Below are 14,813 nucleotides of genomic sequence, written 5' to 3'. Positions count from 1 at the left end.
CCTTCTCCTTCATTTAGATCATGGTGTGAAGAAACGGTAGGAACCGACAACCGTGGCGCCGGCACTCTCTGGCGGGCCGGCCATGCGGTCTGCCGCACCACGCTGGAACTCCTGGAACGCGGTCAACCGCGACAGCGGGTTGTCTTCTCCCTCCACGTGCACCACGTGGACGAAACTCACCCCATCGGCCAACAGGAACGCCGCGTAGCGCAACCCCTGCGGAGCCGCCTCGGCCAGTTCGAGGAACACCCGCTCGGCCAGCCGCCGGTTCTCCGCCGCCGCGCCGGCCCGGGTCTCGTACCGCACCACAACCGTCTCGCTCATCCTGACCACACTCCTCATGGACCCGACGGACCAGCGGCCTCGCGCCGTGCCGACCCTCTACCTGTACTGAGGCCGTCCGTCGCCAAAACTCATCGGTCCGCTCCGAGGTGTTCGCACACGCGGCGATCGGATGGCGTTCAGACCTGATGCAGGGAGGAGGACGCGATGACGGCGAGTGCTGCCGTGCCGCTGAGCGGCATCGCGGCGGCCGGCGCCGTCGCGGCATCCGAGGAGGCTTCCGAAGTGGAGAACCTCCTTCTGAGCGAGGCCGAGTTCAGGACGGACCCACGTGGCCAGCTTCCGGATCGCGTCGTCGGACTCGGGTGCGTGTCCCCCGGCCATCTGGAAGGTGTGCTGCCGCAGGTCGGCTTCGGTGGGATTCAGCCCCCCGGCGGGCAACTGTGGTAACTCCTGACGAGCCACCTGCAGTCACTCCTTGAGAGCGCCCATGTCGCCGATTCCCACCGCTCGTCTGGGAACGTGGTAGCACTCCTGGTGACCACGATGGCTGCGTCGCCACCGAGGAACCGGACGCTCTCCACCTCATGGACACGCCTCGATCCCTTCAGCGGCCCAGCGAAGGCATGACCCATGCCGGTGCGGACGTCGGCCCTGCCCCGCAGGTAGACGCCCGGCAGGATCACCGTCGCGTCTTCGGCGTACGACGTGACGAACGCATTCGCGTCGCCCTCCGCCCACGCGCGGGACGTCGCGTCGAATACGGCGAGCAAAGCACGCTCCTCAGCCTGCATCGGTGCGGCTCCGCCGGTCATGTGCCCGTGAAGATCCGAACTCATGCTTCACCGGGGTGAGCGACCTAGCGGCTGAGGCTCGCGGATGGCGTGGAAATGGGCTTCCAACGTCGATGGACGCCCGTGGTGGTTCAGTGCTGGACGGTGAGGACGATCTTGCCGATCTGGACGTTGGATTCCAGGTGACGGTGGGCTTGGACGACGTCGCCGAGGTCGAACGTCCGGTCGATCACCGGCCTAAGGGTCCCGGCGCGCAGGCCCGCGTTGATGAAGTGCTCGGCGCGGCGCCGCTGCTGCGGCCGATCCATGGTGAGCTCGAAGAAGGAGTACCAATGGATGGCCCGGCTGCGCAGGTCGGCGGCGACCGGCAGGGGGATGGGGACGGGGTCCAGGGCGCCGTACAGGACAAGGATGCCGCCGGGGGCCACAGCCGTGGAGACCTTGTGGACGGCACTGCCTGCGACGGCATCCACCGCCAGCGTGGCGCCGGTGCCGCCGGTGAGGGCGTGGACCTGCTCGGCGAGGTCCTCCTCCTCGGTCGCGATCACGTGGGCGGCCCCGGCCTGGAGCAGGCGTTCCCTCTTGCCACCGGTGCGGGTGCTTGCGATGGGGATCGCGCCGAGGTGGTTGGCGATCTGGATCGCGGCCAGGCCGACGCTGCTGGAGGCGGCCGTGATGAGCACGGTGTCACCGGGACGGATCTGGCCGATCTCCACCAGCATGCCATAGGCGGTGGTGTAGGCCACCCACGTCGAGGCGCCGGTCACCGCGTCGATACCGTCCGGGCGGTGGACGATGGCGGAGGCGGGCAGGATCGCCTGCTGGCCGTAGGTGCCGTATTCGTTCATCAGGAAGGCGGGTACAGAGCTGACCGGGTCGCCCGGAGCGAACCCGTCCACCCCCTCGCCGACGGCCTCCACCGTGCCGGCCGCCTCGTAGCCGAGTCCGGCGGAGGGGAAGGACGGCTGGTAGAAGTAGAAGCCCGCCCGAAACAGGGCCTCCGCACGGTTCAGGCCGATCGCATCCACCCGGATGCGTAGCTCGCCCTTTCCTGGCTCACCGAGCTCCACCTCTTCGACCCTGAGCACCTCGGGTCCGCCGAGTTCGTCGAAGACCACTTTCTTCGTCATGAGCAGTTGCCTTTCTCTCTTTAGTCGAGGCAACCGTATGGCGAGCAAGTGAGATGGCCAATGAGTAATCGTCTCACTTATACAAGTGATCGTCTCACTGGTTAGGAATATGTACACTCCGGCTATGGACGTGCTCAGCGCCGCCATCAGTTGTGACCATTTGTCCGTTTTCTAGCTTGAGCACCTTACCGATGATCTGTCGTTTGAGTCTCATTTTATATGAGTACGATATCATCGTGGAGGATATCGAGGGATCAAGGCCCGAACCTTCACTAACAAGGTCGCGGTCCGACAAGGCATAGTTCGAGGAGGCCACACGTGGACCGGGTCGCGGGCGAAGGGCGTCAATACTCCGTCACACATGTGAGCTGCGGGTTTGCCCCGGCTTCCTGGTCGAAGCAGTGGTCAGGTTCGGGCACGGGACGGTCAGATCCACATGCGACGTCTACCTCGATCAACGGCTTGCGGACGCGAGCCAGGGTTCGTCCGGTCGGCCCTGTACAACCCCGCGGCCGGGGCTACGCCGTTCCCGCCAGGCGCAGTCGGGTGCGGGCCGGGGCGGACGGCGGCAATGAGGCGAGGATGTCCGCGAGTGAGACGTCGGCGAGACTGCGCCGCCAGGCTTCGTGCGCGTCGGCCATCTTCTCGGCGAGGACGCAGGTGCGCCGGCACTCCCCCGGGGGCAGCGCGCCCCGTCCCTGCTGCCGGATCTCGCGGCATTGATACGACGAGGACGTGCCGTCGACCGCCTCGACGATCTGCAACAGCGAGATCCCGGACGCGGGCCGCGCGAGCCGAAACCCACCCCGCGGGCCCGTTGTCGCCACCAGTACATCCCCTCTGACGAGGGTCTGTAGTTGCTTGGCGAGATAGGCCGCCGGCAGGGCGTAGTACTGCGCGAGCTGGGCCGCCGACGCGGTGGCTCCCGGCTCGAGCTGCGCCAGCGTCGTGGCGCAGTGCAGTAGCCATTCGGTGCTCACGGGAAGCTTCATGATCTCCATCATATACAAGACATTGCGGATCTTTTTAGTCCGAGATACTGTCTGGCGGACAACACGAGAGATGGGGAGATCATCATGCGAATCGCCATTGCCGGCGCGACGGGGAACATCGGGATCCGCACCGTCGCCGCTCTGCGGCGGGACGGGCACGACGTGGTGCGCATCAGCCGTTCACTCGGCACGGACCTGTCGACCGGCGAAGGGCTCGACACGGTCCTGGCCGGCGTGGAGACCGTTGTCGACACCACGAACTACACGGCGGCCGACCCTTCGGAGACGGTGTCCTACTTCGGTGCCACCACCCGGAACCTGCTCGCCGCCGAGCAGCGCGCCGGCGTTCGTCATCATGTGCTGCTCTCGATCGCCGGGGTTGGCCGCGTCGAGGGCAACGCGCATTACGCCGGCAAGCGGGAGCAGGAGCGTCTGGTGGCCGCGGGCCCGGTGCCGTGGACCATCGTTCCGGCCACGCAGTTCCACGACTTCGCCGCGATGGTGGCGAGCTGGACGGAGCAGGACGGCGTCGCCACGATCGCGCCACTGCTGATACAGCCGATCTCGCCCGATGATGTGGCCGACGTCCTCGCCGAGATCGCCACCGGCACGCCGCAGGGACGTTATCCCGATGTCGCCGGACCCGAGCCGCAGGACCTGGTGGACATGGCCCGGCGCACCAACGACGCGCGCGGCCACGCGGTCAAGCTCGTCCCGACGTGGTCGACACTGTTCGGCCTGGAGATGACCGGCAACGTGCTGCTGCCCGGCGAGGGCGCCCGCATCGCACCGACCACCTTCGAGCAGTGGCTCGCCACTCAGCAAGCCTGAACATTCGGTCGCAGGAGGCGGCTGCCAGGCTCTGCCCGCATGGAGAAGTTCCTTTGACGACGGTGCCGCCCCAGACCATGTCCTGGGACTGGTCCGACCGCGCGTCGGCCAGATCAACGGCTGCTCGGTTGCGGGACCTGCGTTCCCAGCGCCGCGGGCGAGAGCCCGCCGACTCCGGTCGGGCCAACGATCGGCCGATCGAGTCGGCGATCAGGGCCTGCCGGCGAAGGCGCCGCTTGGCCGCGACGACCGCGTCGTCCACCGTGAATCGCGCCGGGTCCGTTGGAGTCGCCAACCAACCCGGGCCGGTTCAGTAGGATCAACGCCGCGGCGTATGCCGTCCCGTACCATGCGGAAAGCCGGCCACCTCCGATCACGGCGACGGCGAAGCTGATCGCCGAAACCACGGCGAACAGCAGCGCGCTGGCAATTCGCTCTCGCACGACGTGCGCTGCCACACCTGCTAGCCCCAGGGCACCCGATGCGGCGAGGAGATCGGCTACCAGCCATGCGTCGAGCAGTCCTGCCCGTGCCAGCAGGTCAAGCAGCGGCAACGGGAGCCACAGCGTCCAGATCGCGCTGAACCCGCCGGCCAGGTTGACGGCCGAGGGGAGGGCCAGCAGCAGTGACGCCTAGGCCAACGCCCATCCGCGCCGGCGACCACCGCTCAGGGTCCGGCCCGCTGGGCAGTCGCAGCCTCGCCGATCCACGTAGCGCAGCTCCCTCGACAGCGCAAGGAAGCGGCGGCGGGCACCCGGCGCGCTCTCGGCTGGAGTCAGGCGGTCAGCGCTCAGCGCGCCACCGGTCTGGGCCGCGTCGGCAAGCAGCAGGTATCCCCCGTCATGGGGCGGAGCGGCGGGCTCACCATCCTCCGGCCGCACGACCAGAGGCGTCATGAACAGACATCACAGAACCCCTTCGAGGAGAACGCGTCCATTCGAACGCGGGAAGACGCGACGAACCAGAAGCGGTTGTCCCCTGCAGTAATCACCGATCCAGATGAATGCGAGGCCCAGAGGTGGAACTGCGGCAACTGCAGTACTTCGTGGCGGTGGCCGAGGAAGGTGGCTTCGGCCGGGCGGCCGAGCGGCTCAGCATCGTCCAGTCCGCGGTCAGCCAGCAGATCCGCCGCCTGGAACGAGAACTCGGCGTGACCCTGTTCAGCCGCTCCACCCGGCACGTACGACTGTCAGGAGCAGGCGAACGACTGCTACCCGAAGCCCGCGCACTGCTGGCGGCGGCGCACCGCTTCAGACAGGTGGCCGCGGACATCACCTCCGGCGAGGACGGTCTCCTGCGTCTGGGCGTGGTGCAAGGACCCGGCGACCGGATCTACCGCCTGCTGACCGATCTGGCCGCACTCGCGCCTCGGCTCCAGGTCCGGCTCAAACGGCTGCCCGTGGCCGAGAGGCTGGCCGCGGTCCGCTCAGGCGAACTGGACGCCGCGCTGGTGCGAGCCATGGACAACGCCCCCGGCCTCGAACTGCTGCCGGTGTGGACCGACCCGCTCTACGTCGCCCTGCCCGCCTCGCACCCGCTGGCAGCGGAGCGGGAACTACGTCTAGAGGATCTGGCCATGCTGCCGTTGCGGCTCGCACCCAGGGAGAACAACCCGCCCTTCCACGACCTGATCATCGGCGCCTGCCGGGCGGCCGGGGTGCAACCGATCCTCGGCCCACCGTTCACCGACTTCCAGGGAACCCTCACCGCCATCGTTGCCACAGAACCGTCCTGGACGGTGTTCTACGAGGTGGCGGGCCTGCCGTCCGTCCCGAAGGTGGCGATACGACCGCTGATCCAGCCGGTACTCACCACATCACTGGCAGTACCACCCGGACCACCCAGCGCCCCGATCCGCCACCTCCTGCAGACCCTCACCCCGACCGGACCGAACTAGCCCCCGTTCCGGGCAAATCGGAAGCCGTGCTGCGCATCGCGAAACTGCAGGCTCCGTCCATGGCACTCCTGGATACGAGCCACCGACGCAGATCACCGACGCGGCATCGAGGTTGCTCATAGGTGTTCGTGGAGAACGCGCCGTTCGCGCTCTCCCACCGCACCGGGCTCACGCCCAGCGGCGACCGGTCCACCGACGCGACGAGCCGACCCGCGCCACGCACTCTGTATTGGATTGAGATAATATGAATCTCATACAGAATTCGAAGAAAGGACTCGTCATGATCCTGATCACCGGTGCCACCGGCACCGTCGGGCGCCCCCTGGTCAGTGTGCTCGCCGACGAAGGTCTCAAGATACGGGCCGTCACCCGTGACCCCCGGGCGGCCGGTCTGCCCGCCGGCGTCGAGGTCGTCGTGGGCGACCCGTCGCGGCCGGACACCATGGGCGCGGTCCTGGAGGGCGTCACCTCCCTCTTCCTGCACCCGCGCGCCGTGGGAGAAGCGGCCGTCGAGCTGCTGGCACTCGCCAGGGAGCGCGGCGTCGGAAGAGTGGTGGCGCTCTCGGCCGTCAATGTCGACGATGACGTGGCCGACCAGCCGTCCCGCTTCCAGGGGGACAGGAACAAAGAGGCCGAGGACGCCGCCGTCGCGAGCGGCCTGGACTGGGTCAGCCTGCGCTCCGCCTCCTTCGCCGTCAACACCCTCCGCACGTGGGCCCCGCAGATCCGGGCAGGCGACGTCGTCCGCGGCCCGTACGCCGCGTTCGCCGAACCCCTGATCCACGAGGACGACCTGGCGGAGGTCGCCGCCCGCGCCCTGCTCGACACCTCGCTGACCTTCCGGAAGGTGCGGCTCACCGGCCCGCGGTCCCTGTCTCACGAAGAGCTGGTGGCGGCCATCGGCGAGGTGATCGGCAGGCCGCTGCGCTACCAGGAGGTCCCGCCGCAGGCATTCGAGCAGAGCATGATCCAGCGCGGCCTCCCGAAGCCGTTCGTCGAAGCCCTGCTGGCCAGGTACGCCCGAGGCGCCGGGCCCGCCGAGGGCGTCACCGGCGAGGTGGAGAAGATCCTCGGCCGCCCCGCGCGCACCTTCACCGAGTGGGTCGCCGGCCACGCCGCCGCCTTCCAGAACTGACGCCGATCAGAGACCGAGGAGAAGACCGTGGTTGACGCAGAGCACGCTTCGCCGCAGGGCATCCAGGTGTTGCGCACGCCGGAGGAGCGCTTCGAGGGCTTGGCCGACTACCCGTTCGCGCCCCACTACGTCGAGATCGACGCGAACGACGGCGCCGGCACCCGGCTGCGCGTGCACTATGTGGACGAACGACCGAGTGATCCGGCCAAGGCGTCCGGGGAGACGGTTCTGCTGCTGCACGGTGAACCGACGTGGAGCTACATCTACCGGCACATCATCCCGCCGCTGGTGGCTGCCGGGCATCGCTGCGTGGCCCCCGACCTGGTCGGCTTCGGCAAGTCCGACAAGGCCGGCCACCGGTTCGACTACACGTACCAGCGCCACGTCGGCTGGCTGACGGAGACGGTGCTCGACCGCCTTGACCTGCACGACATCACCTTGGTCGGCCAGGACTGGGGCGGCCTGCTGGGGATTCGCATGGTGGCCGAGAACCCTGACCGGTTCCGTCGCGTGCTGGCGACCAACACCTCTTTCCCCACGGGAGAAGAGGAGCTCGTCGCCGGCTTCGCCATCTGGCTGCAGCTCAGCCAGCGGTCGAACCCGTTCGACATCGCCAAGGTCATAGACAGGGGCACCGTGAACGAGCTGGACCCGGCCGTGGGCGCCGCGTACAACGCGCCGTTCCCGGACGAGTCGTACCTGCAAGGAGCACGCCAGTTCCCGCTGCTCATTCCGATCACGCCGTTCGACGAGGCGGCGATCGCCAATCGCAAGGCGTGGGAGGTGCTGGAGAACCTGCGCACCCCGTTCCTGGTCGCGTTCAGCGACAGGGACTACGGAGTCGGCGGCGGACCGGACAGCCTGCGCAACCGCATCGCCGGGGCCGCGGGACAAGCGCACACCACCATCGAGAACGCCGGCCACTTCGTCCAGGAGGACAAGGGACCGGAACTCACCGCCATCATCGACACCTTCATCAACTCGACACGCTGAATCAGGCGCACACCTGCTCGCACAAGGGAAACCGATCATGAGGAAAGCTTCGCTCGCTGGATACTTACGCTTCCTGAGCCTGACCTTCACCGGGCTGTTCGCCGGATTCGTCAACGGGGTTCTCGTCTTAGAGCTGTCCCTGCGCGACTACGACGGGTCCGTGTACACCCAGGTACGGCAGGTCGAACTCGACCACCTGGACACCCTCGCCTCCGCCACCCTCATCCCGGCGCTGATCACCACCGCGATCCTGGTCGCCCTCGCGGTCAGGGCAAGAGACCGTGCCTTCTGGCTGACCCTGACGGCGCTCGTCCTGCTGGTGACCGTCTTCGTCACGACGCTCATCGTCAACCTCCCCATCAACGGCGATCAGATCGGCTGGAGCGTCACGGCGCCTCCCGCCGATTGGGCCGACATCCGTGATCGCTGGCAGCTCGCACACGCGGTGCGCACGGCCGCGGCCGTACTCGCCTTCGCGTCGCTGGTCGCGGCGGCGATCGTCCATGCCAAGCGGTCCTTCCCGCGCCGGCACCCGGCCGATCGGCCGCAGGCGGATCGCTCCGCCCCCGCCCGCGCGGACGAGGGCGGCCGGAGGTGAAGGAGATCGAGCTGTCCGCCGGGACGGTCGCCTACGAGGAGATGGGCGAAGGACCCACGCTCGTGCTGTTGCACGGCCTGATGATGGACGCGTCACTGTGGGAGAACGTGCTCGCCGACCTGTCGGCCGATCACCGGTGCGTGGCGCCGACGCTGCCCCTGGGAGCCCACCGTCACGCCATGCACGCCACCGCCGACCTGTCGCTCGCCGGGGTCGCGCGGCTGGTGGCGGAGCTCCTTGAGCGCCTCGATCTGCATGACGTCACTCTCGTCGGCAACGACACCGGCGGCGCGCTCGTCCAACTGCTCATGCGCGACGGTGCCGAACGTGTGGGGCGGATCGTGCTCGTCTCCTGCGACGCGTTCGACAACTTCCCGCCAGGGCTGACCGGCAAGACGCTCGTACTCGCCGGTCACCTCTCACCCCGGATGTTCGGGCTGTTCATGCGGCAGCTGCGGATCCGGATGCTTCGGCGGCTCCCGCTCGCGTTCGGCCGGCTGACCTTGCGCGGAGACGCCGCCACCGCCCGCTGGCTGAAGCCGGTCCTGACGCGGCCAGAGATCCGCCGCGACGCCGTGCGCGCCCTCCGCGCGGCGGCGGCGGGCGGCGCCGGCTCCCTGCTCGCCGCGGCCGAACACCTGCCGAGCTTCGACCGTCGCGCCCTCGTGGTCTGGGCGAAGGGCGACCGGGTGATGCCACCCGAACACGGCCGGCGCCTCGCCGAACTCCTCCCGCGAGGACAACTGGTCGAGGTGGACGACAGTTACACGCTGATCCCCCTGGACCAGCCGGCCAGGCTCGCTCAGATCATCCGGGAGTTCACTCGCGCGTCCCCCAGGGTCATGGATTAGATCTGCGACCGGTCCACCGCCCCCGAGCTCGGCCTGCTCGCCGACTTCCTCCGCCGCACCACCGACGCCGGCCAGGACGCCACCAGCGAACCGACCCGCGAGCGACGGCCGCGGGCGGGATTCCGGTTCAGGACCGCGCCGGGGGCGGTGAAGTGGGGCCGGGGCGGCGTTTACGGGGTGCGGCGGAGCGGGGTGGCTGGGTGCGCATGTGGTCGCGGACGCGGGTCATGATGTCGCCGAGGTGGTGGAGGTCGTCGTCGGTCAGGGGGTCGAACAGCAGGCGGGTGACCTGGATATGGCCGGGCAGGACGCGGTCGACGAGGGCCAGTCCGTTGCCGGTGATGGCGACCAGGGTGGCGCGGTCGTCGTCGGGACTGGGACCGCGGGTGATGAGGCCGGCCTTTTCCAGCAGGCCGGCCTGGTAGGTCAGGCCGCTGCGGCTGTACACGACACCGTCGGCCAACTGCGTCATGGTCAGATGACCCTGCGCGTTGGCGAGGCGTGCCAGGAGCTGGAACTGCACGTAGCTGATGTCGCCCTCGGTACGTAGCTGCTGTTCTACCTGGTGCTGGAGCAGGCTGGCGGCTTCCATGAGCACGAAGTAGGCCCCCAGCTGCTGAGGATCGAGCGCCTGACCGGTGTCGGAGGCGGGGCGAGTGTCGGACATCCCTCCACCCTATCTGTTCGAATTCAAAGCATTGTGAGGAAGGTCACCCTCCGCGCGCTATTGCTTCGAAGTCGAAACAGATTACTGTCGAGCATGCTTCAACTTCAAAGCATTGAATCGGAGAGATCATGAAGGCAGTGCGTTATCACTCCTACGGCGACAGCGACGTTCTCGTCTACGAGGAGGCCGACCATCCAGTGGCGGGAGCGGGACAGGTGGTAATGCTGGTCGCCGGCACCTCGTTCAACCCGGTGGACACCGCGATCCGCGCCGGTTTCCTGTGGGAAGTGTTTCCGGTGACCTTCCCGCACATTCCGAATTTCGACGTGGCCGGCGTCATCACCGAGGTCGGCGAGGGGGTCAGCGGCTGGCAGGTCGGCGACGCCGTGGTGGCGTTCCTGCCGATGACCGCGCCCGGTGCCGCCGCCGAGTACACCACCGCCCCGGCCGAGACCCTGGCCGCCGCCCCGCGCACGATCGACCTCGCCGACGCTGCGGCGCTGCCGTCAGCCGGCCTGACGGCCTGGCAGGCCCTGTTCGAGCACGCCGAGGTGAAGGCCGGGCAGTCGGTGCTGGTCAACGGCGCGGGCGGCGCGGTCGGCGGGTACGCGGTTCAGCTCGCCAAGCGGGCCGGTGCCGTCGTGACCGCGACCGCCGGCACGCGCAGCCTCGACCGCATCCGCTCCTACGGCGCGGACCGGATCATCGACTACACCGCCACCCCCGTTGTGCAGGCGGTGGCCGGGCAGCGATTCGACGTGGTGCTGAACCTCGCGCCCACCAGCCCGCACGAAACCGCCCGGCTGGTCGGCCTGGTCAACGACGGCGCCGTCTTCGTCAGCACCACCACCCCCGGCCCTGACGACGCCGGGCGCGGGGTGCGGACGGTGCGGATGTTCGTGCGCAGCGACGCCACCCAGCTCACCGAGCTGATCGCCCGCGTTGACGCCGGCGAGTTGAAGATCGAGGTGGCCGAACGACGCCCGCTGACCGATCTGGCCGCCGTTCACGACGAGGCCGCCGCCGGACGGCTGGCCGGGAAGACCGTCCTGATCCCCGCCTGATGCGGAGCTCGCCTGGCCGGGCTCGCCGAGGGCGATGTCGCCCAGTCCGATCGGCTCGTGGCCCCCGAGCCGATCGAACAGCACCGCCTCGGCCATGACGTGTGACGCCTTGCTCTTGAAGGAGGGGCCGGTCAGTGGGGCACGGTGATCACGATCTTGCCGAGCTGGGCGTTGGACTCCAGGTACTCGTGGGCGCGGACGATCTCCTTCAGCTCGAACGTGCGGTCTACGACCGGCCGGAACGCGCCGGTGCGCAGGCCGGAGGCGATGAACGCCTCGCCGCGGTGCAGCCGGTCGGGGTCTTGGGTGATCTCGAAGAGGGTGAAGGTGCGCACGTTCAGCGCGGGCATGCCCAGTTCCATGCCAGGGTGCGGGGTGGGCAGGCCGCTCAGGGCGCCGTACAGGAAGATGGTGCCGCCGGCGGTGACGGCGCGGGCCAGATTGGTCACGCCCGGCCCGACGACGGCGTCGAGGACGTGGTCGGCGCCCCGGCCGCCGGTCAGGTCGAGCACGCGGGCCGCCGTGTCCTCCTCGTCGGAGACGATCACCTCGGCCGCGCCCTCCTTGAGCAGCTGCTCCTTCTTGGCGGCGGTCCGGGTCACCGCGATCGGGACGGCGCCGATCCGGTTGGCCGTCTGGATGGCGGCCAGGCCGACGCTGCTGGAGGCGGCGTTCAGCACGACGGTGTCGCCCGCGCGCGCCCCGCCGATCTCGATCAGCGCCCCGTAGACGGTGAGGAAGGGCATCCATACGGCGGCGCCGGTCACGGCGTCGACGTTGTCGGGACGGTCCACAACCGCTGCGGCGGGCACGATGGCCTGCTCGGCGTACACGCCGTAGTCGTTCTGGGAGAACGCGGGCACGACACTGACCTGCTGCCCCGGGTGCAGACCCGCGACCTCCTCGCCGACCGCCTCGATCACGCCCGCCGCCTCGTATCCGAGCCTGCTGGGCAGGTGCCTGACCGGTTCGATGTACTGGTCGCGCCGGAACATCGCCTCGGCCCTGTTGAGCCCGATCGCGTCCACCCGGATGCGCACCTCGCCCGAGCCCGGCGCGCCGACCTCCAGGTCCTCCAGCCGCATCACCTCCGGGCCACCGATCTCGTGGAAACGCACTGTTGTGGCCATGCCGCACGTCCTTCGCTTGTCGGTGAGGCGACCCACTGAAGCGCAAAGTACGACGACTGTCAAACTTCGATGGACATCGTATGATGGGCCATATGAGCGCTGAACGCGTCCCGCCACATCCGCCGATCGAAGAAACCACCCTCCAGCGACTCCTGGAGGCCCTGGTCGACCCGGTACGGCGGCGCATCGTCAGCCAACTCGCCATCGCGCGCACGGACATCAACTGCGGCGCCTTCGACCTGCCGGTGAGCAAGTCCACCGCCACCCACCACTTCAAAGTGCTCCGCGAGGCAGGGGTGATCCGGCAGTACTACAAAGGGACCAGCCGCATGAACGCGCTGCGCGCGGAAGAGATCGGCAAGGCGTACCCCGGTCTGTTGGAGGCTTTGATCGCCGCGGAGTCCGGTGACCCTGCGCCATGACCGCTTCGAACGTTGCGCCCTTCCGCGGGTGGCGCCGCGCTGGAGAAGCGCCGCCCGAGCAGGACCGTCCCGCCACCGTCGCCGTGGAGCCAGTGCCGTCGAGTGCCGGTCGAGCACACCTGCGAGAAGGCGCGCCGGTCCTTGAGCACCGCGGGCGGGCGTCCCCGCCCGCGGTGGCGTGGTCCGGCGCCTCCGATACACGAACTGGTGGCCGGCTCGCGCCGAGACCCCTGAACCGCGAGCCGAAGGTGATCGTCTTATGGGCGTGAGATGGGGTTGGGTCGTCGTTCTGGCATTGGTGCTGACGGCATGTAGCAGCACAGGAGTTCAGAAGGCCGGGACCACGCCAGGTCTGGAGCAGACTGGCCGGCCAGTCCCTGAGCCGCCGGCCTCAGCCGGACCCGCACGGCGCCCTGTCGCCACATGGCTGCGTGAGGGTGGTTTGGCGGCCCCCGGCCTGGGAGCCGTCCGCCCTCCGATGCTGGTGGTCTACGCTGACGGCCGGGTCATCGCCGGCGCCTCGCACGAACTGCGCCTTCCACGCACCGAGATCAGGGCTCTGATCGAAGCTCTGGAGCACGACCTGGCAGGGCAACCCGCCACCGCCACGCCTCAGTCGGGGTCGCCGAGGGTCTATGACGCGCCCACCACGATCCTCGGCGTCGACAGCGGCGGCGGGATGCGCGAGGTGCACGTGCCGTATCTGGAGCACGGCGCAGCCCGCTACGACGTCGCGCTCATCACCGCCCGCGACCGCCTCGCCCATCTGGCCGACCGCGTCACCGCACAGGGCAGAAACTACTCCACCGACCGCGTACGACTGTCCGCCGAGCAGATCACGGCCCCTGCGACGACCGCCGAGCCCTTGCCGGAGGGCGTCCCCCTGCCACCCGAGACGCAGGCGCACTCTGCGGGCAAGGACTACAAGGGTAACAAGGCGCACATGATCGCCCGGCTGATCCCACGTGACGGATCCTGGCACGTCTATCGCACGTCAACCGGCGAGCACATCGCGCTTTCGTGGCGCTACCTGCTCCCTCACGAGTAAGACTTCGACTACGAACGAGCAGATGGCCCGCGGATCCGCTGCTGGGCCGTGGCATGGCCTGAGAAGGTTCCCAGTTCGGCGCGATGCGGCGCGGATGCCGGCTCAGGCAGACCTCAAGGCCTCCCGCACTCGGACAGCCGGCCGATCAGATAGGACCGCTCGCGCTCGTTGCCGGCGAGGGCGAGAGCGAGTCGGTACTGCTCACGGGCGGCGGTCGGCTGCCCGAGTCGCCGCAACAGATCGGCGCGCGTGGCGGGCAGCAGGTGATGATCGGTCAGCTCACCGACGGCGAGTTCATCGAGCAGGTCGAGGCCGGCCTGTGGGCCGGTGGCCATGGCGACCGCGACCGCCCGGTTGAGCCGCACGGTCGGTGCGGGGACGAGAGCCAGGAGCCGATCGTAGAGCATCACGATGCGGGCCCAGTCGGTGTCGGCGGGCCGTGCGGCCGTCGCGTGACAGGCGGCGATCAGGCAGTGAAGCTGGTACGGCCCGATCCGTTCGTGGCGCAACACGCGCTGCAGCACGCCAGACCCGCGTCGATCATCGGCCGGTTCCATCGAGACCGGTCCTGTTCCTCCAGCAGGTGCGCGGGCGGTATCCGGTAGGGGATCCCCGCGGCGGCGATCCGCTGTTTGACGCGGACCAGCATCCGTCACGTGAACAGTCCCGACCTCTCGCGAACGACCCTCGGACCGGCTGACGTCGGCAAGCACACGCCAGCTACTCCCCATTGAGCATACTGAACACCCTCAATCAAATCGATGATCTTCGGCCACTACCGCCAGAAGCGCTGCGAGAGGATCGCTGGTGAGTCCCGCTCCATGGACCGCACCACCATATGATTTGAATCTCATATATTATGAGATCAAGGAAATCGTGGTAGGAGCGAAGGAGACGCACATGTTCCTGGTCATCGGAGCAACCGGAAGCGTCGGACGCGCAGCGGTGAACCTGCTGCTGCAGGCCGGCCTCAAGGTAG

At 68.5% G+C, this 14,813-nt stretch carries 18 protein-coding genes; 10 read left to right on the top strand and 8 right to left on the bottom strand.

Annotation, left to right across the window (positions count from 1 at the left end; genetic code table 11):
• Positions 1-18 precede the first annotated feature (18 nt).
• Positions 19-324 (bottom strand): hypothetical protein, encoded by a 306-nt coding sequence (locus tag ACWD0F_RS48060; RefSeq protein ID WP_449889255.1) that lies wholly within the window; start codon positions 322-324, stop codon positions 19-21.
• 165 nt (positions 325-489) lie between these two features.
• On the opposite strand from ACWD0F_RS48060, the gene ACWD0F_RS48055 reads away from it, so the two are divergent.
• The gene (locus tag ACWD0F_RS48055) at positions 490-732 is read left to right on the top strand and encodes a hypothetical protein (RefSeq protein ID WP_449889253.1); all 243 of its coding nucleotides are present in this window, start codon (positions 490-492) and stop codon (positions 730-732) included.
• Here the strand turns inward: ACWD0F_RS48055 and ACWD0F_RS48050 are convergent.
• The 3 genes from ACWD0F_RS48050 to ACWD0F_RS48040 form a co-directional block, all read right to left on the bottom strand.
• Positions 705-1,076 (bottom strand): SgcJ/EcaC family oxidoreductase, encoded by a 372-nt coding sequence (locus tag ACWD0F_RS48050; protein WP_449889251.1) that lies wholly within the window; start codon positions 1,074-1,076, stop codon positions 705-707. The two genes, ACWD0F_RS48055 and ACWD0F_RS48050, sit on opposite strands and share 28 nt — an antisense overlap.
• 131 nt (positions 1,077-1,207) lie before the next feature.
• On the bottom strand, positions 1,208-2,206 hold the full coding sequence (locus tag ACWD0F_RS48045) for a zinc-dependent alcohol dehydrogenase family protein (protein ID WP_449889249.1): 999 nt from the start codon (positions 2,204-2,206) through the stop codon (positions 1,208-1,210).
• Positions 2,207-2,724: 518 nt separating this feature from the next.
• Positions 2,725-3,198: an RrF2 family transcriptional regulator gene (locus tag ACWD0F_RS48040; RefSeq protein WP_449889247.1), complete on the bottom strand. Its 474-nt coding sequence runs from the start codon at positions 3,196-3,198 to the stop codon at positions 2,725-2,727.
• A gap of 84 nt (positions 3,199-3,282) precedes the next feature.
• Between ACWD0F_RS48040 and ACWD0F_RS48035 the strand changes: the two genes are divergently transcribed.
• Entirely contained in the window at positions 3,283-4,029 is a 747-nt protein-coding gene (locus ACWD0F_RS48035; protein WP_449889245.1) for an SDR family oxidoreductase, read from the top strand.
• A gap of 113 nt (positions 4,030-4,142) precedes the next feature.
• Here ACWD0F_RS48035 and ACWD0F_RS48030 read toward each other — a convergent pair whose 3' ends face one another.
• Positions 4,143-4,583, bottom strand: a complete 441-nt coding sequence (locus ACWD0F_RS48030; protein WP_449889244.1) for a hypothetical protein — start codon at positions 4,581-4,583, stop codon at positions 4,143-4,145.
• 449 nt (positions 4,584-5,032) lie between these two features.
• On the opposite strand from ACWD0F_RS48030, the gene ACWD0F_RS48025 reads away from it, so the two are divergent.
• From ACWD0F_RS48025 to ACWD0F_RS48005, 5 genes are all read left to right on the top strand, one after another.
• Positions 5,033-5,926: a LysR family transcriptional regulator gene (locus ACWD0F_RS48025; protein WP_449889242.1), complete on the top strand. Its 894-nt coding sequence runs from the start codon at positions 5,033-5,035 to the stop codon at positions 5,924-5,926.
• A 280-nt stretch (positions 5,927-6,206) separates the two neighbouring features.
• A complete protein-coding gene (locus tag ACWD0F_RS48020) occupies positions 6,207-7,061 on the top strand; it encodes an NmrA family NAD(P)-binding protein (RefSeq protein ID WP_449889241.1) in 855 nt (284 codons plus the stop codon).
• A 27-nt stretch (positions 7,062-7,088) separates the two neighbouring features.
• Positions 7,089-8,054: a haloalkane dehalogenase gene (locus ACWD0F_RS48015; RefSeq protein ID WP_449889239.1), complete on the top strand. Its 966-nt coding sequence runs from the start codon at positions 7,089-7,091 to the stop codon at positions 8,052-8,054.
• A gap of 37 nt (positions 8,055-8,091) precedes the next feature.
• Complete coding sequence (locus ACWD0F_RS48010) at positions 8,092-8,652, top strand: anthrone oxygenase family protein (RefSeq protein WP_449889238.1); 561 nt, start codon at positions 8,092-8,094, stop codon at positions 8,650-8,652.
• Positions 8,649-9,503, top strand: coding sequence for an alpha/beta fold hydrolase (locus tag ACWD0F_RS48005; RefSeq protein WP_449889236.1), 855 nt, complete (start codon positions 8,649-8,651; stop codon positions 9,501-9,503). Before ACWD0F_RS48010 ends, ACWD0F_RS48005 begins: the two co-directional genes overlap by 4 nt.
• Positions 9,504-9,630: 127 nt before the next feature.
• Here the strand turns inward: ACWD0F_RS48005 and ACWD0F_RS48000 are convergent, their stop codons facing one another.
• On the bottom strand, positions 9,631-10,170 hold the full coding sequence (locus tag ACWD0F_RS48000) for a MarR family winged helix-turn-helix transcriptional regulator (RefSeq protein WP_449889234.1): 540 nt from the start codon (positions 10,168-10,170) through the stop codon (positions 9,631-9,633).
• 128 nt (positions 10,171-10,298) lie between these two features.
• Between ACWD0F_RS48000 and ACWD0F_RS47995 the strand changes: the two genes are divergently transcribed.
• Positions 10,299-11,234: an NADP-dependent oxidoreductase gene (locus ACWD0F_RS47995; RefSeq protein ID WP_449889233.1), complete on the top strand. Its 936-nt coding sequence runs from the start codon at positions 10,299-10,301 to the stop codon at positions 11,232-11,234.
• 131 nt (positions 11,235-11,365) lie between these two features.
• Here the strand turns inward: ACWD0F_RS47995 and ACWD0F_RS47990 are convergent, their stop codons facing one another.
• On the bottom strand, positions 11,366-12,364 hold the full coding sequence (locus ACWD0F_RS47990; protein ID WP_449889231.1) for a zinc-dependent alcohol dehydrogenase family protein: 999 nt from the start codon (positions 12,362-12,364) through the stop codon (positions 11,366-11,368).
• Between the two features lie 92 nt (positions 12,365-12,456).
• Between ACWD0F_RS47990 and ACWD0F_RS47985 the strand changes: the two genes are divergently transcribed.
• Entirely contained in the window at positions 12,457-12,786 is a 330-nt protein-coding gene (locus ACWD0F_RS47985) for an ArsR/SmtB family transcription factor (protein WP_449889229.1), read from the top strand.
• Positions 12,787-13,264: 478 nt separating this feature from the next.
• Entirely contained in the window at positions 13,265-13,834 is a 570-nt protein-coding gene (locus ACWD0F_RS47980) for a hypothetical protein (protein WP_449889227.1), read from the top strand.
• Positions 13,835-13,947: 113 nt separating this feature from the next.
• Here the strand turns inward: ACWD0F_RS47980 and ACWD0F_RS47975 are convergent, their stop codons facing one another.
• Positions 13,948-14,346: a hypothetical protein gene (locus ACWD0F_RS47975; RefSeq protein ID WP_449889226.1), complete on the bottom strand. Its 399-nt coding sequence runs from the start codon at positions 14,344-14,346 to the stop codon at positions 13,948-13,950.
• Positions 14,347-14,813 lie beyond the last annotated feature (467 nt).

This window comes from Nonomuraea sp. NPDC002799, from assembly GCF_053592075.1.
This window is presented reverse-complemented; position numbering and strand designations above follow the sequence as displayed.